Source organism: Paenibacillus sp. FSL H8-0282, assembly GCF_037963825.1.
Lineage (GTDB): Bacteria > Bacillota > Bacilli > Paenibacillales > Paenibacillaceae > Paenibacillus_AQ > Paenibacillus_AQ odorifer.
In genome coordinates, this window is the sequence record NZ_CP150146.1 from 4,697,956 (window position 1) to 4,723,472 (window position 25,517).

The window sequence follows — 25,517 nt, forward strand, 5'->3', positions numbered from 1 at the left end:
GAGGCGTATTATGACCGGAATTCGTATTAAAGGCATTGATATCTATCATCCCAGCAATATAGTTGGTAACGACTTTTTCATTAAGCATTTTGACGAAAAAGGCATTGATATTCGAGGTCTATTATCCGCATTAGGTCGTATTACACGGTATAGTATTAAGGATGCGGATGAGAATTCCCTTACGATGGCTTTTGAGGCTGCCAGGAATGTTCTGGAGAAAAGTAGTCTCACAGGTGCCGATATCGACCTTATTGCCTATGCAAGTCAAACTCCTGAGTATATCTTTCCTACCAACTCATTAATGATTCACCGTTTGATCAAAGGCGCATCCCATACGATCTGCATTGACAGTAATGCTAATTGTGCGGGTATGACGGCTTCTGTGGAACAGGTTAGCCGTCAGATGCAAGCGAATCCTAGGATTAAACGAGCGTTGGTCATCGGCTCCGATTATGTAACCCCTCATGCCGATAAGAATGATCCAGTCTATTACGCTAACTTCGGTGATGCAGCGGCGGCAGTCATTCTTGAACAAGCTGAGGATGTGGTCGGTTTCATTGACTCTATCTACCAAACGGATCCTTGTGTTTGCGATAATTCCAAATTCCCGTGCGCAGGCCTGGCTAAACTGGGTAAAGAAGGTGTAGCGGCTGGAGAGTTTAATGTGAAGTTTATTCCTTTTGATGATTCCATTTGCATAGATGCTGCTTCTGAGTCTATTCGTACTCTACTGTCTAACAACAATATCGCGCCTGAAGCCATTAAAGCAGCCTGCTTCTCACAGTTTTCATTGCCTAATATCTTAGAGATGTGTAAGAAAGTCGGCATTGATCGCAATGTAGCGGTATACATAGGGGATGAATTCGGATATACCTCTACCAGCAGCCCATTTATTGCTCTACATAAAGCTGTAACTACTGGAAAGATCGAACGTGGTGATAAAGTCCTGTTCTGGACAGTGGGCGCCGGTTGGCAAAATGTAGCATTTGTTATTGAATATTAGGAGCTGTATAACAAAAAGCGGCAAGCTAGGGATTCACCTAAGCTTGCCGTTTTTTAATATAAATATGAACGCAACATCAGGACTTACTTGCAAAGGTGAGCCCCTTTTCCGCGAGAGCACTCCGCAGTAGAACGATCGCCTTTGGCCCCAATCCATGTAGCTGCAGAAGCTCTGCCTCCGTAAGCTTGCTGAATTGTTGAAGCTGAACATATCCAGCCCCATGCAGGGCTCGAAGCGCCGGCTTAGATAGTCCGCCCGGCAGATCAGATTCGGTTCCGTTAACCATAGACATATACAGCCCCTTTATCACTGATATCCTTCATGCTTCTCCCAACCCATGGTACGCGCTACAGCGTCCTTCCAGGCGTTGTAACGACCTTCCCGCTCAGTTATACCCATCTCAGGCGAGAAGACCCTCTCAGCCTTGTTGAAGCTCTCTAGCTGGGCACGTGTCCAGACTCCGGACGTTAACCCGGCCAGAAGCGCCGCACCCAAAGCTGTTGTCTCCGCATATGTTGTTCTAGTAACCTCACTGCCCAGGATATCAGACTGGAATTGCATCAGCAAATCGTTACGCACAGCTCCGCCATCCACACGAAGGCCGGTCAATGGCATGCCTGCGTCTTTTTCCATAGCTCCTATTACATCTCTAGATTGAAAGGCTAAGGACTCCAATGTAGCTCGTACCAGATGTCCTGAGGTAGTGCCTCTAGTAAGGCCAAATATGGCTCCACGGGCATACATATCCCAATAGGGTGCCCCCAGTCCGGTAAACGCAGGCACAACGATAACCCCTTCACTGTCCTCTACTTCCCGTGCTTTATCTTCTGAGCCTGCTGGCTCCTCTATAAGACCAAGCCCCTCCTGCAGCCACTGAACGGCCGCTCCGGCCACGAACACACTGCCCTCTAGGGCATAATAGAGTTCATCTCCCATACCCCAAGCTACAGTGGTCAACAAGCCATGGCTGGAGGCTACAGCTTCTGTGCCTGTGTTCATTAGAATAAAGCAGCCTGTACCATAGGTGTTTTTGGCACTGCCGGGTTCTAGACAAGTATGTCCAAACAATGCGGCCTGTTGATCTCCAAGTACAGAGCGAATTGGAATGTCCGCCCCGAACCACTGTTTGTCTGCTACTCCAAATTCGCCGCCAGACATTCTTACTTCTGGCAGAATGGCACGCGGAATACGAAGCTCTTCCATTAGCTCTTCATCCCAGCACCGTTCATGAAGATTGAACAGCATCGTACGTGAGGCATTGGTAACATCAGTGACATGTACGGCTCCGCAAGTAAGTCTCCAAATTAACCAGCTGTCGATCGTCCCTGCTAGAAGTTCCCCACGATTCGCCCGTTCTCGGGCGCCATCCACATGATCCAGTATCCAGGAGATTTTCGTAGCTGAGAAATAAGCATCTACAACAAGGCCCGTCTTGCTCGCTATAACTTGCTCCAGCCCTTTACTTTTAAGTTCTTCACATTGCTCTGCAGTACGCCTGTCCTGCCACACAATCGCAGGGTATATCGGTTTGCCCGTTATTTTATCCCAGATTAAAGCTGTTTCTCTCTGATTGGTTATTCCGATGGCAGAGATCTCCTCAACTGCTATGCCACCCCGCGCAATCGCATCTCTTGCCGCTGCGAGCTGTGACGCCCAGATTTGCTCAGGGTCATGCTCTACCCAGCCTGGATGGGGGAAGGATTGTTTAACTTCATATTGACCTTGTGAGACCCATTTAGCCTCCGTATCGAACAATATGGCTCGTGAGCTGGTAGTACCTTGGTCTAAAGATAAAATCATTCTATGCCCTCCCAAGCAAAACCTACAAGATATGTTCCACGATGAACAAGATTAATGTGTTTGTTTCAACAAAAAGCACCTCTGCTGTCAGAGGCGCTATCACACATTGTGTTTGGAATTACTGTTTTTCGACAGGAAGTCTTAGCGTAAAGGTTGTACTTTCGCCTAGTTTGCTTGAAGCTGAGATGGTCCCGTGATGCGACTCTACAATATTTTTAACAATCGCAAGTCCAAGTCCCGTTCCACCTGATTCTCCCCGTACACGCGCCTTATCAGCTTTGTAGAAGCGGTCAAATATATACGGCAGATCCTCTGGTGGAATTCCAACCCCTTCATCCTGAATTTTAATCTCAAGATAACGACGGCCTTCTAATACACAAGTTCCTGTATGAACCGTGATTTTTTTGCCACCCTGTGTGTGGCGAAAAGCATTATCGAGTAAATTGGTTAAGACTTGTTCCAGTTTATCCTCATCCGCCGCCTTCAGAACAGCAATATCACTCTCTTGTTGTAAGTGAAGATGGATATCGCGCTCTTTCGCACGTACAGAAAATTTACGGTAGACTCGTTCCAGCAGTTCGTTCATGTCCACCTGAGCTTTCATCATATCCGTATGTCCGGCTTCCATTCGGGCAAGATCAAGCAAATCCTTAACCAGACGCCCCATACGCAGTGATTCGTCATGAATGACCTGGATCAGCTCACTGCTTTCTTCAGGGGATGAAGCCATCCCGTCCAATAAAGCCTCACTGTACCCTTGCATCATCGACAATGGTGTGCGGATTTCATGGGAGACATTAGCTACGAAGTCTCTGCGCATCTTTTCCAGACGCACCTCTTCCGTCACATCCCGCAGTACAGCAACTACTCCCCGGATACTGCCTTCAGAATATAACGGTGCCATATGAACAGACCAGACGCCCTGCCGTACATGTACATTGGAGCGGTCATCGCCACCTTGCTTCAAGGTGCTTAAAAATAAAGGACGCAGGGGAGGAGGAACACTGCTCTCAGCCGTTTCGGGATGGAGCTCAGCATCACTCGCATGTCCCCACTGCAAATCGCTCCAGCTCTCTAGCAGAGCTTGGCCGTGCGGATTGGTCAAAATAATCTGCCCTTCAATGTCAAAGGTGATCACAGCATCGCTCATACTGCGCAGTACGCTAGACAGATGCCCCTTCTCATGATGCAGACTGCGAATGTTCTCTTCAAGCTCCTCAGCCATATGGTTAAAGGAAGTAGCCAACTGGCCAATTTCATCACTTGTGACAAGCGTAAGCCTTGTTCCGTATTCACCCCGTCGAATGTTATTCGCAGCTTCAATGACACGCTGCATCGGCTGAGTAATTTTGGTAAACAAAAACAATGCAAAAAATGTCGTCAAAGAAAATCCGATCATACAAGTATACATAAATAAACGTTTGATATCTCCGGAATTGGCAAAGTTACTGTCTATGTAGGGAAGCAAAAATAACCCCAAGGTAATAAGCACGACAGCGACCAGGCAGATGATCGTAACCCACAGTTTGCCGACAAGACTTCTCCAGAAGTTCACTTATTTAGGTACCTCTAGTTTGTAGCCTACGCCCCATACGGTCGTAATCATCGCTGCAGATTCCGGTGATACTTTATTCAGTTTTTCACGAAGACGTTTTACGTGAGTATCTACAGTACGCAAATCTCCGAAAAATTCATAATTCCAGACATCCTTAAGCAGTTCTTCACGAGAAAATACTTTATCAGGCGAAATAGCCAAATAATGCAGAAGTTCATATTCTTTAGGTGTCAAACTTACTTCTTCACCACCAGCAGTCACACGGTGAGCATCATGCTCAATAATAAGATGAGTAAATACAATGTTATTGCTGGAATTGCTCTCCTTGGACAAGAAAGCAGTCGCCGAAGAACGGCGCATAATAGCCTTCACCCGGTAAATGACTTCACGTGGACTGAAGGGCTTCACAACATAATCGTCTGCGCCCATCTCAAAGCCTTGGACACGGTTGATCTCTTCGCCTTTAGCTGTAAGCATTAAGACCGGTGTTGACTTCACTCCTCTGAGTCTTGTCAGCACTTCCATCCCATCGATGCCAGGCAGCATAACATCCAGCAAAATTAGACCGTAGTCATTTGCTGTTGCTTTACGAAGAGCGATTTCTCCGTCTTCCGCTTCATCGATTTCATAACCTTCTTTTTCAAGATACATCTTTAGCAGGCGGCGAATGCGTTCCTCATCATCCACTACCAGAATTCTGTTTAAATGATCTGCCATTTCACTACAACCCCTTCATCAATACAGTAGAACGTAACCTTTAAACCATTGTGCAACGTTAACAGGTAAACTATGCTCAGTCCGTCCCCGCGTAAGAATGAAGTCCGGCGATGACTAAATTAACGCCAACCAGAGTAAACATTACGACCAGGAAGCCAAGCACAGCCAGCCAGGCAGATTTTCTTCCTTGCCATCCACGAGCCAAACGTAAATGAAGATAAGCGCTATAGAAGAGCCAAGTGACAAGCGCCCAGACTTCCTTAGGGTCCCATCCCCAGAATCTTCCCCAAGCGATTTGCGCCCATATCATTGCAAAGATCAAAGCCCCTAATGTGAAAATAGGAAAGCCAATGGCTATCGCCCTATACGTAATCTCATCTAGATCGCCCTCATCAATTCCGTCCATCACTGGGTGTAAAGCAGTGCCCAGCGGTTTACGTACGATCAAGCGAAGAACTCCGTAGAGGATTAATCCGGAAAGGAGTGACCAAATTACAGTATTAAACTTCCGTCCAGCATTTACACCATTCATCCAAGATGGTGCCTCAAAGAGTGGTTCTTTTATGCCAAGAAACGACTGGAAGCTCTCAATTTCGCTATTGTGAGGTGCCACAATCGGCGGCATTCGATAACTCACTTTCTCTATTGTACTATTTTCCTGCCCGGGGCTGTCAATCGTAACGTTCGGACGGACAAAAACAGTTTCATAGCCTGCTCCGCGGAATGCAAAAACAGAACCCAGAAACCCAATTATAACAATGATTGAAAAGAGAGTAAATTCGACCAGCCTCTGTTGCTTGCGATCCGCCTTCTCTTTACTGGAAAAATTGACTGTTCGCAGCAGATACATCAGTCCCGCCGCAAACCCTACTGCGAAGAAGGATTCACCTAGTGCAGCCAGTGTTACGTGAATCTTTAAGTAGTTCGATTGAAGAGATGGAATCAGCGGCTGTACTTCCTGTGGAAATACTGCGGCATAAGCCATCACAATAATACTGATTGGAACTGCAAAAAGACCCAAGATTACCTTACGATAAATAGCGTACATCACAGTAAAGGCAACCATCACCATCATCGATAAAAAAGTCATGAACTCATACATGTTGCTGACCGGAATATGCCCTGAGCCCGCCCAGCGTGTAAAGAAATAAATAAGATGAAAGATAAGACCTATTGAAGAGAAAATAAAAGCAATTTTGCCCCAACGTGCGGTATGTTCCTCCGGCTTGCGGCCTGACCACTTGCGACCCATGATGGCGATAGTGAATAACATAAACGAACCGCTGTATAATAAAAATGCGGCAATAAAGACAGCGCTGCTGATGTCGAGCAAGCTCATGAAAGGCCTCCTCCATTATCTAATGATTTTTCATCGACTACCAGATCTACTTTTTCTAAAATAGAAACGATCTCACGGCGGAACCCGAACCAGTTCTTGTTCGTATGTCCTCCGAGGATAAGCTCCCCGTTAGCAACGGTAAGCCAGATACGTCTATGCTGCCAGTAGAAGCCAAGCACTAAACCCAGCATCACGATTGCTGCACCTAGCCATACAAACGGCATTGCACGATCAATACGTATATTCAAGTAAGTAGTCGATTCCGAAAAATCAACGTCGCTCATGTTGTCCACTTCAAGCTCAAGAAATCTATTGCTCCCGCCAAGCTTATCGTTAATGGCAGCCTGTTGAAACTGCGCCTTATCCACCTGTTTAGGAAAATAGAAATACTGCTGCCCTTCCGCCGGGAGATCCGGACCTTGTATCAGGAACAAAAAAGCAGGTGCATTCGGATAAGGTGATTTGGAAATCGGCTGACCCTCCTCATTTAGACCAAAATCCATATACTTTTCTTTCAAAGTTAAAGTATAAGGACCCGCCTGAATTGCCCGCTGAGGGTTCTTCATGTCCAGCTTAAATTTGCCGTACGCCTCGCCAGTGGTGGAATTCTTAAGCTCAGGCTGTACCGAACGCAGCACAGGGGTCAGATCATAATCAAACTGATACGCTTTCAATCCTTTATAATCCAAAGGTGAATTTACTTGGATATCATGTTTCGTCACCTCGGATAGCTGCGGTTCCTTCAAAGGGTCTCCACAATCCGCGGTGCATTCATAAAGCACAGCTTGGGTCTGGAATAGCTTTGGAAGTATTTTTTTGCCGCGAAATTCCTCAGGCATCTCTTCCTCCGTATAAAACTCCACGGTAAATTTCTCATTTTTCAAATAATAGGTGGTGTCCGGAATCTGTGTGATCTCCCCTTGCGGGAAAGCAAGATGCTGATCCATGTTCAGTCCCGGCAATCCTCTTGCTAATACAGCAAGTAAAAAAATAATTAAGCCAATATGTATTACATATGGTCCCCAGCGGCTGAAGCGATGTTTCTCTGCCAGCAGAGCCCCTCCATCCGTCTTCACGCGATAGCCCTTTTTACGCATAGGCTGAATTACCCGGGCTACCCAAGCTTCTGGTTCCTCTTGTACTTCAGTCACTAACACAGCTTTTTGCCGAGTTAAGAACTGACGATGTTTCCGAATCTTCTGTCTGGTTAAGGCCTTATAGAGCGGAAGTACTCGATCCAAGCTACAGATCACAAGTGAAGCGCCGATCATTACGAGTAGAGTTACAAACCACCAGGATTCATATGTATGTGAAAGTCCAAGTTTGTGATAAATATATCCGGCTGTTCCGTACTCTTGCTTGTAATAAACTGAGGCATCAATATTAAGAAAAGTACTCTCCTGCGGGAAAATCGTCCCCAGCATAGAGCCTATAAGTGTCAACACGATCAGATAGATCGCTATTTTGACGGAAGAGAAAAAATTCCACACCCGATCAATAATCCCCGGGTTAACGCGCTGAGATCGGCGAGCTACGCCATCGTAACGCATTTCCAAATTCTCGCCCCAGTCTGATTCCTTCCCCAACGGCTTCCCGCATGCTTCGCATAAAACAGTACCTACAGGGTTCTGGTGACCACATTCACATTTGGTATTGGTTATAAATGCCTCGCGTTCACTCATCAATCCACCAGCTTCCCAATTTGATCATCAAGTGAATTCAAATCAAGCTGGCCGATATGAATGTTGTCAATTTTACCCTTGGAATTAATGAATAAGGTAGTTGGCAGCGGAGAAATACCATAACTTCGTACAGCATCACGTCCAGTGTCCATCAAAATCGGAAAATCGATGTTTACCTGCTTCACAAAATTCTCGACAGTCATCCGGTCTTCGCCCACATTAATGCCTAAGACCACTACGTCTTTGTCCTTCCATTTCTCCCATTGCGCTTGGAGAGCCGGCATTTCTTTGACACAAGGTGCACACCAAGAGCCCCAGAAATTAAGCACAATAGTCTTGCCCTTATATTCGTCTAGGGTATGAGCCAGACCGTCAAGCCCAAGCAAATCAAAGGAAGGTGCTTTGCTCCCTTCCTCTGGTTTGCCGCTTCCCCCAAATACAGAGGAACCGATGGCATAACCGCCCACTATAACAATTAGAAACAGAATCACGATTTGAATTGGTTTTCTTGCTTTACCCACACGTAAAGCCCCCTTCTGTGACGCAACTCATACTTATGTTGTAAGGTGTGAACATCCTATGAACATTATAGCGAATTTCGTCACAGCTTTAGGGGGTTTAATTGTGAATATTCTGTGTCTTTATGACTCTTTACGTGGAGTTCTTTCTTTAAGCAATCCTGCTTTGGCAATTTGCTGCAGATGGTTAATTTCATCCTTGGTCAAATGACGGTAAGAGCCACGTTTGAGATTTTGCAGCATAATATCCCCGAATGAAATCCGTTTCAGACGGAGTACGGGGTGTGAAATCGCATCAAACATGCGTCGTACCTGACGGTTACGTCCCTCGTGAATCGTGATGCTGATAACCGCTTCCTTATTTGCCTCATCAATATCCTTGTACTCTACTTCCGCAGGCGCTGTCATGCCATCTTCCAGCTTGATGCCAGCTTTCAGCTTGTCCAATGCAGTGCCATGCGGTATACCCTTGACCGTAGCATGATACGTCTTAGGTACATGATGCTTCGGATGAGTCAGCAAGTTAGCAAAGTCCCCATCATTCGTCAGCAGCAGCAAACCTTCCGTATCGTAATCGAGCCGGCCTACAGGGTAAACCCGTTCAGTAATTCCTTTTAGGTAGTCAGTTACAACCTTACGACCTTTTGGATCGGAAGCGCTTGTGATTACTCCCTTAGGTTTGTTGAACATAATATAGATTTTGTTCTCGCCCCGGATCAGTCTACCGGAAACTTTAATAATATCTGTTGCGGGGTCCACCTTCGTGCCAAGCGTAGTTACGAGTTCCCCGTTGACTTCCACTTTACCGGCCAAAATCATTTCTTCACACTTGCGTCTGGACGCCACACCGGCCTGCGCCAAAATTTTCTGTAATCTTTCCATATTCGACTAGTCACCTCAGATCAATGATAACCATCAGAGGGATAAATCACAAGTTCATTCCAAGGAAAAAATGCTCCTGGGCAGGAATTATTGTGGGGTTCGATGATTAAAGGGGAGATTTGGTAGCGTTCTACTAATTCTAAAACGAGTTTAGCCGTTGCAAAAAGCTGCTCCTGCCTTCCGGATATTGGAGGATCGCCCACTTTCTTACCAAAATCACCTTCCAAACAAATATGAATATACTCCGGATCTGTCAGTAGCGGTGCTGCATAAATTGCGCCATCCACTCCTACCCAGAAGTCAAAACCTTTACCGTTAATGGATGTGCAGCTAGAATGATGCAGAATAAAGCCTTTATAGTTCATTGCGGAATGCCCCCCTCCACATTGCTGCAATAGCATATGTTCAGGGGGGCAATGGGGTGACTATCCAAATAATAGCAAACACACAGCGATCGCGGCGACAAAGCCGACAACATCGGAGAACAGGCCAACCTTAAGCGCATAACGGCCATTCCGTACGCCTACAGCTCCAAAGTAAACGGTCAAAACATAAAGCGTAGTATCTGTGCTCCCCTGTATGGTGGAAGCAATCATACCAATTAAAGAATCCGGGCCATGCACACGGATTAGATCCGTAGTGTAAGCAAGCGACCCAGTCCCCGTAAGCGGCCGCAGAAGACCAAGCGGCAATACTTCTGCCGGAACACCAAGCCCCCGCAGGGCTGGGGATATGAAGCCCATAAAAAAATCCAGCGCACCGGAAGCGCGAAAAACGCTGATCGCAACCAGCATCCCCACAAGATGGGGAATAATCGCAATGGCCGTGCCAAACCCATCTTTCGCACCTTCAACAAAGGATTCGTAGACTGGCACTTTGCGCGTAAAAGCATAGAGCGGGATGAACGTGATCATGACCGGAATCGCCCATGCCGATATGAGACTGATAAACTGGTACAAATCACGTTCACCCTTTCAATGAGGAATTAGGGAGTGTTGTCTTCGCCAAAGGAGGAACCCCGGACTTTGCTGAAGGGGGCTTCGGCGGTTTGCGCAATAAAGTCAACCTTCGGAAAAACCGGTCTGCCGCAATCGCTGCAAGTGTAGCCACGGCCGTTGCTGCAAGTGTTGTACCTACTATGCCTGCGGGATCGGCTGAACCATAGTTTAACCGGATGGCAATCAGTGTGGCCGGGATAAGCGTAATGCTTGCTGTGTTAAGCGCTAGAAGAGTACACATGGCTGGTGTCGCGGTCTCTTTATCAGGGTTGAGCTTTTGCAGCTCCTGCATCGCCTTGATGCCCATTGGCGTTGCGGCATTGCCTAGTCCGAGCAGATTAGCACTCATATTGGAGAGAATATATCCTATGGCAGGATGCCCTTTCGGCACATCAGGGAATAAAAAAGCTACGACAGGGCCAAGCACCTTGGCAATCTTTTTAAGCAAACCTGCATCTTCTGCTATCTTCATAATCCCAAGCCAGAACACAAGCACACTGATTAAGCCAAAACTTACCGTTACCCCACTCTTGGCTCCGTCGAATACGGCGGCTGTAAACTCATCCATTCTGCCGTTAACGGCGGCGAACAGAAAACCGATGATGATCATTCCTAGCCAAATCCCGTTAATCATGGATACGCCTCCTTCTTCATTCATCAGCCCATTTTCTTATTTCGAACTCGCTCCCATTTCAAATAGAGCCTTCAGTGCACTGCCCAGCGCCTGGAACCAATTATTTGCCGGGTAAGCCTGTGCTAGTGTGGGACTGTACTTTTTCATATAAGCAGATTGCTCAGGAGGCAGGTTCTCAGGAGTATACACCGGCACGCGACCTATTTCTTTTCCGCCCAGCTCCAGCACAAGCGCTCCTTGCAATCCAAAATTCGCTCGTGTAGCTTCGGCTGAAGCACTTTCCTTCTGATTTAAAACAAGTTTCGTGATCACTCTATTTTGTTCACCTTGTCCAAGTGGATAAGCAAAGGTTTTGGAGGTTACAAAGTTATAGCCCGACACGGCATCACCACGTTCGATCAGTGTTTTGAGCGGATAGTGATTAAACCCGAAGTTTAGCAGGGAAGCATGATCATTCCAGTCATCGCCGTCATTTATAGTAACTGCGACAAGCTGCTGGCCGTTTCTGGTGGCAGAGCTGACAAGGCAGCGCAGTGCTTTTTTGGTATAACCTGTCTTTACACCGTCCGCTCCCTCGTATAAATACAGCATCTTATTTTTGTTTCTCCATTTGTAATCCCATTTCTCATTTGGATTGTCTGCAGTTTTCTCCTGCGTCTTCACAATTTCTTTAAATACAGGATTATGAAGAGCATAAGCGGTCAGAACAGCCAAGTCGTTAGCACTAGAATAATGCCCTTCAGCGTCAAGACCATGGGGATTAGCAAAATGAGTATGGGTTAGCCCTAGCTCCTCAGCCTTAGCGTTCATAAGGTATACAAAACCTTCCTCAGAACCACCGATATGCTCAGCGATCGCCGTTGCTGCATCATTCCCTGAGCGCAGCATCAGGCCATACAGCATATTTTCCAGCGTCATCTCTTCTCCCTGCTGCAAGTAAATAGAAGAGCCTTCTTTCGCATAGGCATTTTTTCCTACTTTGACTTTAGAGGCTAAATCACCATTCTCAATGGCGACGAGGGCGGTCATAATTTTGGTCAAGCTGGCAATAAGCATAGGCTCATCCCCACGGCTGCTGTACAAAATACGCCCAGATTCCACATCAATCAGTGCCGCTGCTCTTGCATGTGTAGAGATAGAGCTGTTCTCGGCCTGAATTGAAGATAGCGGCGCCAGAAGCAGCAGCGAAAGGCACAATATTAAGGCGAATGGCCATTTACGGGTTATTGTCTTCATGTTCATCCTCCGGCTTCTTATCGGATCTTAAGTAAAAGTGTTTATGTTGTACAAGTGTATGCGGACCAGCCTTAGGGTATGTCCACTCCTTGGGATGTTCCACACAAAATATCCCCACAACGTGAGGCTTTGCTTCGATACATTCTCAGGTAATTTGGGGATCAAAATATACTTTCTGACACGTCAAAAAAGGGACACCGCCTGTGTATGGCGATATCCCCGAGGCTATTTGTAGAATTATGTGTACCTAATGAGTTGAAGATTGAGATGTACTTGGATCGGTTTTAACAGGTGCTGCTGCCGGTGTGGCAGGTGTTGGCGGCGTTTGAGCTGCAGCATTACCGGTTTGGAACATCGTTTGAATTTTGTCGATGAGCCCTGGTGTTGCATCGATGATTTTTTCGAATAGGTGAGTTTGATTGTCCAGAGGGACAATATTCACTCCATCCTTACCTACCACTAAAAAAGCGATCGGTCGAATGGAGACGCCTCCCCCGCTACCTCCACCAAATGGAAGCATTTTGACTCCACCTTGGGAGCTTGAACCACTTATAGAATCTTCTACTCGATAATCACTACCACCAGCAGCAAATCCAAAGGCAACTTTACTGATAGGCAGGATAATGCTGCCGTCAGGGGTTTGTACTGGATCACCGACAATGGTATTCACATCTACCATACCCTTGATATTTTCCATCGCTGTTTGCATTAGGCCTTGAATAGGATGGTCGCTCATATTGTTTCCTCCTTTAATTGAGTACGATTTCTCTTTCTTCTACAGCGTATATCATCCCCACATCCGCCCATTTGTATGTAACTTTCATTTTAAACTTTCCCGTGTGGCTCCTGACGCATCTGTTTCAGCAGATTTCTCCAATGGCCGATCCCGCCTTTTTCACGCAAGACACGCCGAGATAGTCGCATTAAGGCATACAAAGTATAGCCGACTGACATTTTCCCCTTACAGACAAACTCCATTGCAAAACAAAGCTCATCTTCAAAAACAGGCTTAACAAAAATTCGAGGATGCTGCTGCAATTTCACCCACTGCGAAATAAAACCAACAATACTCCATTTCAGGCCCCAAACCGCTCCCGATGCGGTCGCAGTGTCTGCTGCATCACCAAGAGAGAAATCGGTGGACCAATCGAGCTTTGATATTTTGACATGAGCTACAGTCTCTTTTAACCATTCCTTCAAGCCGCGTGTAGATTTCACAGCTTGGTTAACATTGGCGCGCCAGTGCATTACTCTTTCTTTATCAAATATCTCTTCTTTTACGGTATCTACACCTGTCGTCGCAGTCCCTGTCTCTTTAAACTTTCCCCACACACCCTGCTCCAATCCCTTAAAGACCAATTGGGGAAGTTCATAGTGAAGCTTTATCAAACCAAAAAGAGAGGTAACATCTAATTCGAGCAGGTCATTTTTTCCATGTTTATAACACCGTATGCGGAAATCGATAGATGAAGACAGGACCAGGATCAGTGCCAGTACAAGCAAAACAAGGGGAATTGCAAGCCATAACGTCACGTATTTACCTCCAAGAAACCTTAATAATGGGAACCTTTGGTTTAGTATGGCAATTTAAGCTGGAAAAAATTCGGGGTTTGCATAAAAAATATGAGTTTAAATAAAAATAGGGACTGTCCCAAACCACATAAATGGTTTAAGGGCAGTCCCTTCAATACAATTATTAGCGTTCTCGTACGAACTAAGGCAGCTCGACATCCTCAAAAGTCATTTGAGTATCCAGCTTATTGAACAATAGCTGTGTCTCTTCTTCCAAATTATCCGTGGACTCAAAATTTGTCGGTTCCGGCAGATCCTTTAGACTGGCAAGACCAAAGCTCTCCAAGAAGGATTTAGTCGTCCCGTACAAAATTGGCCGGCCTACCGCTTCCGCACGACCAACCTCATGAATCAAATCCTTGTTATTCAGCGTATGAATTGCGCGTTCCGACTTCACACCTCGGATCTCTTCAATCTCCACCCGCGTAATCGGTTGGCGATAAGCCACGATTGCGAGAGTCTCTAAGGCAGCCTGAGACAAGGTTGATCTGGATGGTGAATAGGCCAGACGCTCAAAATAGTGGGCATGATCAGGCAATGTAGCCAGCCGATAATTCCCGGCAATTTGCACTACCTGTAAGCCCCGCTCCTGTGCTACATAATCTTCTTTTAGTTCCTCTAAGGCTCCGGCCGCAAGCTCTGGGCGCTGTTCCGTAATTTCAGCCACTTGGCGTACGGAGATTCCCTCATCCCCTGATAGAAACAGCAGGCCTTCAATAATCGATTTCAGCGTTTTGTAATCCATTGAAGTGTTCTCCTCCTCTCCACTCCATTACGATGTCATCAAACAATTTCTCTTGGTAGCAAAAAATCGCCTTCATTTTCATCAGTTCCAGAATCGCAAGAAAAGTAACTACGATTTCGTGCCGTGCCATTTCATCGTGAAGCAGTGCCGAGAAATGCAGCTTACCGCCTGTTCCTCTGCGCTGCAGCGCATCTGATACATCACGTATACGATCTTTTACCGATATTTCATCCCGGGTGATCCGCTGGTAAGAAGACCTTCTGGCAGCCTTACTTAGCGCTTTACGAAAAGCGGCTATTAAGTCTGAGGTATGTAGTCCTTTTAGCGTTTGATCAATCTCTTCTGGCACGAATGGACCCAAATCCTCAGGCTCCTTCGTAAAAATCAAGCTCCGCTCGCTCTCCATATCCATTAAATGTACAGCAATACTCTTGAACTTACGATACTCAATCAGTCGCTGAACAAGTTCAGCTCGTGGATCAAATTCATCCTCTTCGTAATATTCAAAATCATCGATCTCAATGACCGGTGGTTTGGGCAGCAATAGCTTGCTCTTTATAGATAAAAGGGTAGCGGCCATCACGAGAAATTCACTCGTAATATCCAATTCAAGCTCCTGCATGCTACGCAGGTATTCCATATACTGTTCGGTGATCTCGGCGACCGGAATGTCCTGGATGTCGATTTCCGCCTTATCAATTAAATGCAAGAGCAGATCCAGCGGACCTTCAAACGTCTCCAGCTTGTACAATACAGTCACGAAGCATCCTCCCGCCAAAAAAAGTAAAGTGCAGCGCCCGTCTGGACGCTACACAAGTAGAAAGGGCTCTTATAATCCATGCTTTCTTCTTATACTATAAATAAGCACGAATTCGACTGATTCGTCAATAGCTGACTTACTTAAACAGTTTGTTAAGATTCGCCATTTCAATCGCAGCAGTCGCAGCATCCCAGCCTTTATTGCCTGCTTTGGTTCCTGAACGCTCGATGGCCTGTTCAATATTTTCAGTAGTGACTACGCCAAAAATGGTCGGCACGCCGGTCTTAAGATTGATAGCGGCTACTCCTTTGGCAACTTCATTACATACATAATCATAGTGTGTAGTGGAACCACGGATAACCGTTCCTAAGGTGATTACAGCGTCGTATTTGCCGCTTTCAGCCATTTTTTGCGCGATCAACGGAATTTCAAATACCCCTGGAACCCAAGCAACATCCACTTCATCATCACCAACACCATGGCGTTTAAAGGCATCAAGTGCACCTGACAAAAGCTTGCTGGTAATAAATTCATTAAAACGTCCTACAACAACTCCGTATTTTAACCCCTCAGAAACTAAGTGACCTTCTAAATATTTCGGCATATCCATCATCTACCCTTCGTTTTTTATAATGTATGGTTAAGCTTTCGAATCCTCATTTTGTTCAATATCGTCAAAAGACAGCATATGTCCAAGCTTCGCTTGCTTCGTGTGGAGATAATTGGTGTTGTCCTTGTTCTCCGGCATTTGTATCGGCACGCGCTCAACGACTTCCAACCCATAACCCTCCAGCCCTTTGATCTTACGCGGGTTGTTCGTGAGCAGACGGATTTGGCGCACACCCAGATCCTTCAGAATCTGTGCTCCAATTCCATAGTCACGCAGATCTGCTGGAAAACCAAGCTTTAGATTCGCATCTACAGTGTCAAGACCTTCCTCTTGCAGCTTGTAAGCCCGAAGCTTATTGATAAGGCCAATGCCTCTGCCTTCTTGGCGCATATAGAGTAACACGCCCCTACCGGCAGTTTCGATCTGCCGCAGTGCAGCTTCAAATTGCGGGCCGCAATCACAGCGATGGGAGTGGAATACATCACCAGTCAGGCATTCGGAATGTACACGTACAAGCACTGGCTCATCGCCGGAAATATCGCCTTTTACCAAAGCTACATGCTCTTTATCATCCACTTCATTTGTATAAGCAATGGTCTGGAAATCTCCAAAATCGGTAGGAAGTCGTACAGACACTTCGCGTGTGACGAGTTGTTCTTTTTCGTTGCGATAATGAATAAGATCCTTGATACTGATCAGCTTAAGATCATGCTTGCGGGCAATTTCGATTAGATCAGGTAAGCGGGCCATTGAGCCATCTTCCTTGATAATCTCGCAAATGACACTGGCTGGATAAGCGCCACACATCCGCGCTAGATCAACAGCAGCCTCCGTATGTCCGGAGCGGCGCAGAACGCCACCTTTTTTCGCAATCAGCGGGAACATATGCCCCGGTCTGCGGAAATCAGCAGGTTTCGCTTTTGGATCAATCATGGCTTTAACGGTCAAAGATCTTTCCCCCGCAGAGATCCCAGTGGTTGTATCTTTATGGTCAACAGATACGGTAAAAGCCGTACCGTGATTATCGGTATTGTGGGTTACCATAGCTTGCAGTTCAAGTTCTGCCGCACGCTCCTGGGTAATAGGCATACAAACCAATCCACGTCCCTCAGTAATCATAAAATTGATGACCTCTGGTGTCGCACGTTCAGCAAGGGCTATAAAATCCCCTTCATTCTCACGATCTTCATCATCCACTACAATGATGACTTTACCGCGCATTAAGTCATATATTGCTTCTTCAATCGGATCCAAGACACTTTCCTTTTTCGATTGCTCGCTCATGATCCTATCCTCCTAAAAGCTTTACGAAAGATTATTCCCTTCTTCGTAAGCAAACTCTTTATTTAAACAAACCCGTTCGCCGCCAAAAAATCATGACTAATCCCGGAGCGGCTCTCGCCTTCCTCATCTTGGGCGGCTGAGCCATAATGCAATAAATGATCTACATATTTGCCAAGTACGTCACACTCGATATTCACACTATCCCCGGCCCGTTTGTGCGTCAGAACTGTTTCCCCTAACGTATGCGGAATAATGGACACTGCAAGCGATGTTGCTGTAGTCTTCACTACAGTTAAACTAATGCCGTCGATCGTGATCGATCCCTTGGGGATAATATATTTAAATAGTGATTTACGATCCGGTGCAATCTCGAATACAACAGCATTCTGATCACGTTTTACACTTTTAATAATGGCAGTGCCATCAACATGTCCTTGGACAATATGCCCTCCAAAACGCCCGCCGGCTGCCATCGCTCGTTCCAGATTCATCCGGCTGCCGGGCTTCAGCTCCTTCAGATTGCTATTCCGGTAGGTCTGCGGCATTACATCCACTGTAAAGGAATGATCGCCCAAAGTTGTCGCCGTGAGACAAACCCCATTGACGGACACACTGTCACCGATTTTTAGATCATCCATGATGACCGAAGCGGCAATATTCAGCACCATCATTTCCCCACCGGCGGAGACACTGCGCAAAACACCAACCTCTTCAATTAATCCGGTGAACATGATATCCCTCCTAAAAAGCATTACTTCCTCAAATTCACTTCTTGCATAGCTTTTGTTAGCGTACCGGAGTACCGCTGATACATACATTATCTCCTAGCACTTTTACTTCCAATCCTTCAAGTGAGATCGCATCCTTCATCAGCTCTACACCCGGAAATACGAAAGTCCCTTTCGCTTCTGTGCCACCGCCAACAATTTTTGGAGCGAAGAAGAGAATCACACGATCCACTAGCCCGCTCTCCAGCATCGCACCATTCAGCGTCCCCCCGCCTTCCAGTAAAATAGAGCCTATCTCCATTTCGCCAAGGGATATCATGGCCGCCTTCAAATCCACTCTTGGACCTGCTCCGCACACAACGATTTGAACGCCTGCTTCCAGCAGTGCAGCCTTTTTAGCAGGATCTGCAGCATCGGTTGTTACAATAAGTGTAGGCGCTTGACCATCACATACAACTGCCGAATCCAGAGGAATACGTAGCCCGGAATCAATGATGATCCGCGTCGGGTTAATGCCAGGCACTTCTGTTCTTGTTGTCAGAGAGGGATTATCAGCAATCACTGTATTCACACCGACCATGATGCCCTGATGCCGATGCCGCAGCGTATGTACGATCTCCCGCGCTTCCCCATTCGAAATCCATTTACTGTCACCAGATTTGGTAGCTAGATTGCCATCAAGTGTACTTGCACTCTTCAGCGTAACAAAAGGTTGTTTTGTCAAAATATATTTGATAAAACGCTCATTCAATCGAAGCGCGCGATCACGCAACAAACCTACTTCGACCTCAATCCCTTGGTCACGCAGCATTTGGATTCCTCTTCCTGCCACCTGGGGGTTGGGGTCTTCACAAGCAACTACAACCCTAGCTACCCCTTCATCGATCAGCCTTTGGCTGCAAGGTGGAGTTTTTCCATAATGGCTGCACGGTTCTAGTGTGACATATGCCGTACTACCCTGTGCCTGCCCAGCTGCCATATTCAAGGCGTGCACCTCGGCATGCCCCGTACCTCGCTGTAAATGAGTTCCGAGTCCAATCATTGCTCCATTCTTCACCACAACGCAGCCAACAACAGGGTTAATTCCCGTCTGTCCTTGGGCACGTTCGGCCATGTCCAGTGCTAGCGACATATAAAACTCATCATTCATGTTGTCCATCTCTTCCTCCTATCCACTGCTGTCAATTCTTAAGCTAAAAAAAACAGAAAAACCCATCTCATTCTCCAGGAGGAGTTCAAGATGGGTTATGCGAGAGTTCATCGGCAGTCCAAATAAAAGTGTGCTTAAATAGCCGTCAATCGACGGGCATTGTGAAATATCGCACATGATTATATGAAAACACTGCGGTCCGCCAGTCCATTGCAGACAAGCGGTTAACCTCTCCTTCTTCCATCCAGACTATACTGTCGGTCCCGGAATTTCACCAGGTCCACCGTTCGCGTCAACAACGCGAGCCGGGTAGCGGACTGAGCACTGTAGATAAACTGAATAAGTTATTTCTACAACAGCATCACCGCCGGTAGGGAATTACACCCTGCCCTGAAGGATTGATCCTTTATTTAATTGAGATTCAAGTTTTCCTTACTAACAAAATTATCACTTACACCAGCGAAATGCAAGTGCGTTTATTATATTTACTTAAAATTTGTAACTAGATTATAGATTGTACTGAGTTTATAAAAGGAAACCAAGAAGCGCCAGGACAAGGACTCCTGGCGCTTCTTGGTTATATTTCAGGATTACAAACCACGTTCTTGTTGTTTCAAAAGATCACGAATTTCCGTAAGCAGCACGATATCCTCTGCAGGTGCTGGAGTCTCTACCACTTCAACTTTAACGGCTTCTTTGCGCTGAAATTTATTGGCGAGCTTAATCACCAGAAAGATAGAGAAGGAAATAATAAAGAAATCAACAACCGATTGTAAAAATAGTCCGTAAGGTATTTTCAGGTCCGTAGTGACTTCAAGCACCCGGTCCTTTAAATCTATACCACCCGTAAGCAAACCTGCAATTGGCATAATAATGTCATTTACTAATGAAGTTACAATCTTTCCGAATGCAGCTCCAATAATGACCGCAACCGCTAAATCAAGAACATTTCCTTTTAAGGCAAAAGCTTTAAATTCTTTCCACATATACCAAATAACCCCCACATATATAATTTGAAATTATTATAGCATAGTAGCTTCCTATTTCTTAAGACTTGTTAAGAAACTATTAAGTTTCCCTTTACTTTTATCTGCCACCGCTGTTAAGAAGTTTCCTGTTAAATAAAGTTTAAGAATTATTTCTTACATGATAGAGCCATGGCTGAGAATGTATTATCTACAGATCAACACATGGATTGAGGTACAGCGATCAGAGCAAACTAAAAGGAAAAACCAAACTGGCATAATGCTGTGGGGGATTTGGTCTTTTATTCCACTAATTTATTAGCTGCTATACAGTACCTTTGCCTTCACTGGTCTTCAAATGAGGCTTCCAAACAAGAAAATGTTGTATACTTCTTATAGCAAGAATTGCGCTTTACAAGCAAGAAAGGACGCTGAGAAATGCACAACGCAACGCTGCTATTGGTGGACGACGAAGCCGAGATTATTAAACTAATGCAGATCTATCTGGAGAACGAGGGTTACCGGCTGTTAACTGCCAGAGACGGGCTGGAAGCACTCGAAATTATCAATAGAGAGACTATAGACCTCATGGTTCTTGATATCATGATGCCTAATATGGACGGCATTGAGGCTTGTATTAAAATTCGTGAAACGCAAAAATTTCCGATCATCATGTTATCTGCTAAAGGGCAGGAACTTGATAAAATCACCGGACTAAGCGTAGGTGCAGATGATTATGTTACGAAACCTTTTAGTCCGCTGGAGTTAGTTGCCCGTGTTAAATCCCAGCTGCGCAGAACTCGAAATTACATGGCAGATCTAAACGCCAAACAGGATGAAATCATCATTGATGGCCTGGTTATTAATTCGGTTACGCATGAAGTAAGTGTGGATGATCACCCAGTTAAGCTTACCCCGCGAGAATTTGCGATTCTAGAGCTGCTCGCCCGTAATAAGGGACAAGTCCTAAGCATGGAGCAGATCTACGCCAAAGTATGGAAAGAACAATTCCTGGAAAGCAACAATACACTTATGGTGCATATTCGTAAAATCAGAGAAAAAATAGAAGAAAATCCGCGTAAACCACAATACTTAAAAACGGTATGGGGCGTTGGCTACAAACTGGAAAAAGGAGGTCCTTCTAGTTGAACTTTAAACGATTCGATACCCTATCCTGGAAAATAGTTGGCTTCAGCTTAACGAGCCTAGCACTCACCGCTTTAATCTTAATGGGCGGCTATTACGGCACTTCACTATTGCTGTGGTTAAATCCTTCACGCTCCTTTTGGGGAGTCAGACTCATTCTCTGGGTGATCAATACCATTGGATCAACGCCAGTTGTGATTCTTATAGGGATTCCTTTATTTATTTTTTTCATCCTAAAACTGTCCAGAAATACAACTAAGAATCTTCATAACATTACGAGCGGAGTTCAGGCCATTGCGGAAGGCAATTTATCTTTCACGGTGCCGGTAACAGGTACGGATGAACTCGGAAAGCTCGCTGAAAATATGAACACTATGGCTGGCAAGCTAAAATCTGCTATAGAGGAAGAACGAGCCGCTGCAAAAGCCAAAAACGACCTAATCACAGGTGTGTCCCATGACCTCCGAACCCCACTAACCTCTGTTCTCGGATTCCTTGAATATGTGGAGAAGGATCGTTATAAAAACGAGGTTGAGCTGCGTTATTATGTGAATATTGCCTATGAGAAATCTTTGACTCTTAAAAAGCTAATCGACGATTTATTTGAATACACTCGCGTCAGCAGCAGCGGATTACCGCTAAATATTGAGCCTGTAGATCTCGGCAAGCTGCTCGAACAGCTGATTGAAGAATTTGCACCCGTACTGGAACAAGCAGATATGACCTACCGCATTCATACGGATACAGCTCCTCTGATTATCAACGGAGATGCGGACGAGCTGGTGCGATTGTATGAGAACCTATTTACCAATGCCGTAAGATACGGAAAGGAAGGAAAAATTCTAGACATTTCTGTTGTTAGAAAAGACGATAGAATAGTTGCTCTATGTACGAATTACGGTACTCCTATCCCTGCATCCGACCTCCCCCACTTATTTAAACGCTTTTATCGTGTCGATAAATCCCGCTCCCGAGAGACAGGCGGAAGTGGCTTAGGGCTCGCCATAGCCAAGAGTATTGCAGAGCTTCACGGCGGAACCATTACAGCCAAAAGCACACGCAAACAAACTGAATTTGAAACCTCTTTCCCTGTGAGCGAATGATGCTTGCGGGGATTTTTTGTACAATCTCAACCATTAAGAAAATGATAAGAATTCATAACATAAAGCCTTAAGATCTCTGGCTTATAGTGATTTCATACCAAATCTGCTATAAGTGAGGATTGTTGTTATGCTATTTAATTCGTATCCCTTTATGTTTGGTTTTCTGCCTATCGTGCTGGCCGGATATTTTATTCTGAATCGTCTTCGTCTCACACTCTGTGCTAAGGTATGGCTTACCCTCGCCTCTTTAGTTTTTTACGGGTATTGGAACATAAAATATGTCCCTCTAATCTTGTTATCCATCTTATTTAACTATGTTATGGGCCATTTCATTCATTCCACAACAGCTAAGCTTCGCCGGCCGCTGCTAATCTTTAGCTTAAGCACAAATATTCTATTACTCAGCTATTACAAATACACGGATTTTTTTATAGAAAATTGGAATGAGGTAACCGCAAGCAACCTTTCTCTGCACCATCTTATATTGCCTTTAGGCATAAGTTTCTTTACCTTTACACAAATCGCCTACCTCGTTGATGTTTACCGGAACCAAGCGCGTGAGTACAATCTTTTGAATTACACGCTATTTGTGACTTTTTTCCCGCATCTGATCTCCGGTCCCATCCTTCATCACAAGGATATGATGCCCCAATTCGATAAACTGCGAAATAAGGTTTGGAATTGGAACAACATACGGAAGGGGACCCTCTTCTTCAGCATCGGATTAGGAAAAAAAGTCATCCTAGCGGATACCCTAGCTGGTTATGCTGATAACGGTTTTGCAGCTGCAACATATTTTGTAGATTCATGGGTGGCTATCCTTTCCTATACCTTACAAATCTACTATGATTTCAGCGGCTATACCGATATGGCGATTGGAATAGCACTGCTGTTCAACATCCATCTGCCGCAAAATTTCAATGAACCCTACCGAGCCGTAAGCATCCGCGATTTCTGGAGACGCTGGCATATTACGCTCAGCCATTTTCTTAGAGATTATATCTACATTCCACTTGGCGGCAACCGGAAAAGCTTCTGGATTTCGATCCGAAATGTCATTATTACTTTTCTGCTCGGTGGTTTCTGGCACGGTGCAGGTTGGCTATTCATCCTGTGGGGGCTCTTGCATGGAGTAGGACAAGCTGTAGAGAAATGTTGGGGACGCTGGGGTTTCTCCCTTCCCAAATGGTTATCATGGTTGCTGACTTTCATATTTGTGAACATCACTTGGGTATTTTTCCGTGCAGAACATATATCGCAGGCATTTCGTTTGTTGAAAGGGATGAGTGGGCTTAACGGGGTATCTTTGCAATCTATTGGATCGCTTAAATGGGCAATCATCCTGATTCTCATCTTAATGACGATCATTCTCTGGAATCCCCTTCATCTGTTGAACAAACGTAATTTTCAGTATAGCTGGAAAACAGCATTTGTGATGGCATTTATCATTATGTTCTCGCTGTTATTCTTCAACCGAATTACAACCTTTTTATACTTTAACTTCTAGAACTGTAAGGAGGAATGATGATGCTTGCATCACGGCTTCAAAATAATAACAACCCACGTAAATCCCCCGGGATTCATACTAAATCGAAACGTTTCATAGGTTATTTCCTGCTTTGTTTCAGCTTGTTAGCGCTTCTAACGGCGCTGATTACTGCTTTTATCGACCCATTACAATTCTATCACCGTCCATCGTGGTATACCCCACTCTTGTCAGAAGAAGAACGTTATCAGAATCCGGGTTTAGCTAAAAATTACGACTACGACAACATTATCATCGGCACGTCTATGACAGAGAACTTTCTTCCCTCTCAAGTAGATGCCAGCTTAGGTGGGACAACCTTAAAGTTATCTATGGAAGGATCCACAGTCGATGAGCATTATAAAATTGCCAAACTTGCCTTGGAGACAGGCAAAGTAAAACAAGTGCTCTGGGGTTTGGATTATTTCTCTTTGAAACTCGCCACAGCCGAAGATGAGGAAGATTTCCCTGACTATCTGTATGACGGCAAACTATGGACCGACTACAAATACTGGTTCAATTCATCTGTATTTAAACAATTAATAAGCAGCATCAAAAATAACCTGAGTGGTGAAGCTAAACAAGATTTGGAATATTTATACAACTGGAATAACAAAGTAGTGTTTGGCAAGCAATACGTTGCAGAATCTTACCTAATGGCTTGTGACAAGGAGCTGGATTACGGTACTAACGAGGAAAGCATTGAGCAAATAAAGGGCTATTTTAATACGTATATCCGTCCTCTGCTGGAGGAATATCCCGATGTCCAGTTTTATTTCTACTACCCACCCTACAGCGTTATGCGTCAGGTCGCTTGGTTCGCCAGTAATCCCGTTCGCTTTAACAATCAGCTTGTCATGCGGCAATGGATATTCGAGCAATTTGAACAGTTTCCAAATGTGAAGCTATACGATTTCCAAGCCGAAGCGGATTGGACATTCAATCTAGACCTCTATAAGGATTTAAGTCATCATAATGGTGAGGTTAACACGTGGATAGCAGAAGCTATCGGACAGGACAATTCCAAATATCGGGTAACTTCCAGCAACATAAAGGCGCTTAATAGCTCGCTGGAATCACAGGCGGAAAGCGCCGTTATGAATAATAACGGAAAAGTTTATCGCAGCAGTGTACAAGTAAATGGATTACCACTAGCACTTAACATCCGTTTAGTGCAAGGAAATAAAGAATTATGGCTGCCCGCCAAAGATATCGGGACAGCCCTGGGTGCATCCATAACGTGGGATGCGGCCACTAAAACTGTATCGCTTACTTCCGCCGAGAACACCGTTACTATGACTGTGGGCAGTGTCAAAGCACTCGTGAACGGGAAAGCTCTCACCATTGATGCTGCGCCGCTACTGGCAGGAGGAAAAGTTTTAGTCCCGCTAGCCTTTGTTGCGGAACAGCTCGGCTGGAATCTCTCAAGTGAAAAGGAAGGCGAATGGCTGCGGTATAACCTAAGCACCTCAGATAACGCCGGTACACTTAAGAATCAGCCATAAAATTTTCAAAAAAAAGCATAAAAGCACCCGGCGTTTATCATGCTGGGTGCTTTTGCATAA

The 25,517-nt window shown here is 45.3% G+C and carries 26 protein-coding genes and 1 riboswitch; of the genes, 5 read left to right on the forward strand and 21 right to left on the reverse strand.

The window, feature by feature from the left end:
• Nucleotides 1-10: 10 nt before the first annotated feature.
• Entirely contained in the window at nt 11-1,003 is a 993-nt protein-coding gene (locus NST94_RS20405) for a ketoacyl-ACP synthase III (protein ID WP_076302767.1), read from the forward strand.
• Nucleotides 1,004-1,079: 76 nt separating this feature from the next.
• Here NST94_RS20405 and NST94_RS20410 read toward each other — a convergent pair whose 3' ends face one another.
• The 21 genes from NST94_RS20410 to mscL form a co-directional block, all read right to left on the reverse strand.
• Nucleotides 1,080-1,295 carry a DNA-binding protein gene (locus NST94_RS20410; RefSeq protein ID WP_076184031.1) on the reverse strand — a complete coding sequence of 72 codons (216 nt, stop codon included), beginning with the start codon at nt 1,293-1,295 and terminating at the stop codon, nt 1,080-1,082.
• A gap of 14 nt (nt 1,296-1,309) precedes the next feature.
• Nucleotides 1,310-2,803: a glycerol kinase GlpK gene (glpK, locus tag NST94_RS20415; protein WP_076213562.1), complete on the reverse strand. Its 1,494-nt coding sequence runs from the start codon at nt 2,801-2,803 to the stop codon at nt 1,310-1,312.
• 118 nt (nt 2,804-2,921) lie between these two features.
• Entirely contained in the window at nt 2,922-4,358 is a 1,437-nt protein-coding gene (locus NST94_RS20420) for an ATP-binding protein (RefSeq protein WP_076302768.1), read from the reverse strand.
• Nucleotides 4,359-5,075 carry a response regulator transcription factor gene (locus NST94_RS20425; protein ID WP_036676174.1) on the reverse strand — a complete coding sequence of 239 codons (717 nt, stop codon included), beginning with the start codon at nt 5,073-5,075 and terminating at the stop codon, nt 4,359-4,361.
• A 76-nt stretch (nt 5,076-5,151) separates the two neighbouring features.
• Complete coding sequence (ccsA, locus tag NST94_RS20430) at nt 5,152-6,414, reverse strand: cytochrome c biogenesis protein CcsA (protein WP_036676173.1); 1,263 nt, start codon at nt 6,412-6,414, stop codon at nt 5,152-5,154.
• The gene (locus NST94_RS20435; RefSeq protein WP_076302769.1) at nt 6,411-8,096 is read right to left on the reverse strand and encodes a cytochrome c biogenesis protein ResB; all 1,686 of its coding nucleotides are present in this window, start codon (nt 8,094-8,096) and stop codon (nt 6,411-6,413) included. Before NST94_RS20435 ends, ccsA begins: the two co-directional genes overlap by 4 nt.
• Entirely contained in the window at nt 8,096-8,617 is a 522-nt protein-coding gene (locus tag NST94_RS20440; RefSeq protein ID WP_038572444.1) for a redoxin domain-containing protein, read from the reverse strand. The genes NST94_RS20435 and NST94_RS20440 overlap by 1 nt, the downstream gene beginning before the upstream one ends.
• A 120-nt stretch (nt 8,618-8,737) precedes the next feature.
• Nucleotides 8,738-9,496 carry a pseudouridine synthase gene (locus NST94_RS20445; protein ID WP_036676166.1) on the reverse strand — a complete coding sequence of 253 codons (759 nt, stop codon included), beginning with the start codon at nt 9,494-9,496 and terminating at the stop codon, nt 8,738-8,740.
• 20 nt (nt 9,497-9,516) lie between these two features.
• Nucleotides 9,517-9,861 carry an N-acetylmuramoyl-L-alanine amidase gene (locus NST94_RS20450; protein WP_076127466.1) on the reverse strand — a complete coding sequence of 115 codons (345 nt, stop codon included), beginning with the start codon at nt 9,859-9,861 and terminating at the stop codon, nt 9,517-9,519.
• 60 nt (nt 9,862-9,921) lie between these two features.
• Entirely contained in the window at nt 9,922-10,455 is a 534-nt protein-coding gene (locus tag NST94_RS20455; RefSeq protein ID WP_036676158.1) for a spore maturation protein, read from the reverse strand.
• Between the two features lie 7 nt (nt 10,456-10,462).
• Nucleotides 10,463-11,128 carry a nucleoside recognition domain-containing protein gene (locus NST94_RS20460; RefSeq protein ID WP_076127464.1) on the reverse strand — a complete coding sequence of 222 codons (666 nt, stop codon included), beginning with the start codon at nt 11,126-11,128 and terminating at the stop codon, nt 10,463-10,465.
• Between the two features lie 36 nt (nt 11,129-11,164).
• A complete protein-coding gene (locus NST94_RS20465; RefSeq protein ID WP_179088156.1) occupies nt 11,165-12,364 on the reverse strand; it encodes a D-alanyl-D-alanine carboxypeptidase family protein in 1,200 nt (399 codons plus the stop codon).
• Between the two features lie 247 nt (nt 12,365-12,611).
• Entirely contained in the window at nt 12,612-13,100 is a 489-nt protein-coding gene (ytfJ, locus tag NST94_RS20470; RefSeq protein WP_076127461.1) for a GerW family sporulation protein, read from the reverse strand.
• 89 nt (nt 13,101-13,189) lie between these two features.
• The gene (locus NST94_RS20475; protein ID WP_076127459.1) at nt 13,190-13,897 is read right to left on the reverse strand and encodes a DUF2953 domain-containing protein; all 708 of its coding nucleotides are present in this window, start codon (nt 13,895-13,897) and stop codon (nt 13,190-13,192) included.
• Between the two features lie 181 nt (nt 13,898-14,078).
• Nucleotides 14,079-14,681 carry an SMC-Scp complex subunit ScpB gene (scpB, locus tag NST94_RS20480; protein WP_036676149.1) on the reverse strand — a complete coding sequence of 201 codons (603 nt, stop codon included), beginning with the start codon at nt 14,679-14,681 and terminating at the stop codon, nt 14,079-14,081.
• The gene (locus NST94_RS20485; RefSeq protein ID WP_036676147.1) at nt 14,650-15,441 is read right to left on the reverse strand and encodes a segregation/condensation protein A; all 792 of its coding nucleotides are present in this window, start codon (nt 15,439-15,441) and stop codon (nt 14,650-14,652) included. Before NST94_RS20485 ends, scpB begins: the two co-directional genes overlap by 32 nt.
• A 136-nt stretch (nt 15,442-15,577) precedes the next feature.
• Nucleotides 15,578-16,045 carry a 6,7-dimethyl-8-ribityllumazine synthase gene (gene ribE, locus NST94_RS20490; protein ID WP_036676377.1) on the reverse strand — a complete coding sequence of 156 codons (468 nt, stop codon included), beginning with the start codon at nt 16,043-16,045 and terminating at the stop codon, nt 15,578-15,580.
• A 36-nt stretch (nt 16,046-16,081) separates the two neighbouring features.
• Entirely contained in the window at nt 16,082-17,335 is a 1,254-nt protein-coding gene (locus NST94_RS20495) for a bifunctional 3,4-dihydroxy-2-butanone-4-phosphate synthase/GTP cyclohydrolase II (RefSeq protein WP_076127453.1), read from the reverse strand.
• Nucleotides 17,336-17,397: 62 nt separating this feature from the next.
• Complete coding sequence (gene ribE, locus NST94_RS20500) at nt 17,398-18,066, reverse strand: riboflavin synthase (protein WP_076127451.1); 669 nt, start codon at nt 18,064-18,066, stop codon at nt 17,398-17,400.
• 55 nt (nt 18,067-18,121) lie between these two features.
• On the reverse strand, nt 18,122-19,222 hold the full coding sequence (gene ribD / locus NST94_RS20505; RefSeq protein WP_076127449.1) for a bifunctional diaminohydroxyphosphoribosylaminopyrimidine deaminase/5-amino-6-(5-phosphoribosylamino)uracil reductase RibD: 1,101 nt from the start codon (nt 19,220-19,222) through the stop codon (nt 18,122-18,124).
• Between the two features lie 219 nt (nt 19,223-19,441).
• Nucleotides 19,442-19,615: riboswitch (FMN riboswitch) on the reverse strand.
• Between the two features lie 188 nt (nt 19,616-19,803).
• Nucleotides 19,804-20,199 (reverse strand): large-conductance mechanosensitive channel protein MscL, encoded by a 396-nt coding sequence (gene mscL / locus NST94_RS20510; protein ID WP_076127447.1) that lies wholly within the window; start codon nt 20,197-20,199, stop codon nt 19,804-19,806.
• A gap of 417 nt (nt 20,200-20,616) precedes the next feature.
• Here mscL and NST94_RS20515 point away from each other — a divergent pair, with 417 nt between their 5' ends.
• The 4 genes from NST94_RS20515 (at nt 20,617) to NST94_RS20530 (ending at nt 25,457) form a co-directional block, all read left to right on the forward strand.
• Nucleotides 20,617-21,327: a response regulator transcription factor gene (locus NST94_RS20515; RefSeq protein ID WP_076302771.1), complete on the forward strand. Its 711-nt coding sequence runs from the start codon at nt 20,617-20,619 to the stop codon at nt 21,325-21,327.
• Nucleotides 21,324-22,427, forward strand: a complete 1,104-nt coding sequence (locus NST94_RS20520; protein ID WP_076302772.1) for a HAMP domain-containing sensor histidine kinase — start codon at nt 21,324-21,326, stop codon at nt 22,425-22,427. Before NST94_RS20515 ends, NST94_RS20520 begins: the two co-directional genes overlap by 4 nt.
• A gap of 127 nt (nt 22,428-22,554) precedes the next feature.
• The gene (locus NST94_RS20525) at nt 22,555-23,934 is read left to right on the forward strand and encodes an MBOAT family O-acyltransferase (protein WP_076302773.1); all 1,380 of its coding nucleotides are present in this window, start codon (nt 22,555-22,557) and stop codon (nt 23,932-23,934) included.
• Between the two features lie 14 nt (nt 23,935-23,948).
• Nucleotides 23,949-25,457, forward strand: coding sequence for a stalk domain-containing protein (locus NST94_RS20530; protein ID WP_081383405.1), 1,509 nt, complete (start codon nt 23,949-23,951; stop codon nt 25,455-25,457).
• Nucleotides 25,458-25,517 lie beyond the last annotated feature (60 nt).

Coding starts and splice junctions, on each gene's coding strand:
- glpK (WP_076213562.1), bottom strand. CDS start 2,803: ATGATTTTATCTTTAGACCAAGGTACTACCAGCTCACGAGCCATATTG.
- NST94_RS20425 (WP_036676174.1), bottom strand. CDS start 5,075: ATGGCAGATCATTTAAACAGAATTCTGGTAGTGGATGATGAGGAACGC.
- ytfJ (WP_076127461.1), bottom strand. CDS start 13,100: ATGAGCGACCATCCTATTCAAGGCCTAATGCAAACAGCGATGGAAAAT.
- NST94_RS20515 (WP_076302771.1), top strand. CDS start 20,617: ATGCACAACGCAACGCTGCTATTGGTGGACGACGAAGCCGAGATTATT.
- NST94_RS20460 (WP_076127464.1), bottom strand. CDS start 11,128: ATGATTAACGGGATTTGGCTAGGAATGATCATCATCGGTTTTCTGTTC.
- NST94_RS20525 (WP_076302773.1), top strand. CDS start 22,555: ATGCTATTTAATTCGTATCCCTTTATGTTTGGTTTTCTGCCTATCGTG.
- NST94_RS20435 (WP_076302769.1), bottom strand. CDS start 8,096: ATGAGTGAACGCGAGGCATTTATAACCAATACCAAATGTGAATGTGGT.
- ribE (WP_036676377.1), bottom strand. CDS start 16,045: ATGCCGAAATATTTAGAAGGTCACTTAGTTTCTGAGGGGTTAAAATAC.
- NST94_RS20410 (WP_076184031.1), bottom strand. CDS start 1,295: ATGTCTATGGTTAACGGAACCGAATCTGATCTGCCGGGCGGACTATCT.
- NST94_RS20530 (WP_081383405.1), top strand. CDS start 23,949: ATGATGATGCTTGCATCACGGCTTCAAAATAATAACAACCCACGTAAA.
- NST94_RS20465 (WP_179088156.1), bottom strand. CDS start 12,364: ATGAAGACAATAACCCGTAAATGGCCATTCGCCTTAATATTGTGCCTT.
- NST94_RS20495 (WP_076127453.1), bottom strand. CDS start 17,335: ATGAGCGAGCAATCGAAAAAGGAAAGTGTCTTGGATCCGATTGAAGAA.
- scpB (WP_036676149.1), bottom strand. CDS start 14,681: ATGGATTACAAAACGCTGAAATCGATTATTGAAGGCCTGCTGTTTCTA.
- mscL (WP_076127447.1), bottom strand. CDS start 20,199: ATGTGGAAAGAATTTAAAGCTTTTGCCTTAAAAGGAAATGTTCTTGAT.
- NST94_RS20450 (WP_076127466.1), bottom strand. CDS start 9,861: ATGAACTATAAAGGCTTTATTCTGCATCATTCTAGCTGCACATCCATT.
- NST94_RS20445 (WP_036676166.1), bottom strand. CDS start 9,496: ATGGAAAGATTACAGAAAATTTTGGCGCAGGCCGGTGTGGCGTCCAGA.
- NST94_RS20405 (WP_076302767.1), top strand. CDS start 11: ATGACCGGAATTCGTATTAAAGGCATTGATATCTATCATCCCAGCAAT.
- ribD (WP_076127449.1), bottom strand. CDS start 19,222: ATGGACAACATGAATGATGAGTTTTATATGTCGCTAGCACTGGACATG.
- ribE (WP_076127451.1), bottom strand. CDS start 18,066: ATGTTCACCGGATTAATTGAAGAGGTTGGTGTTTTGCGCAGTGTCTCC.
- ccsA (WP_036676173.1), bottom strand. CDS start 6,414: ATGAGCTTGCTCGACATCAGCAGCGCTGTCTTTATTGCCGCATTTTTA.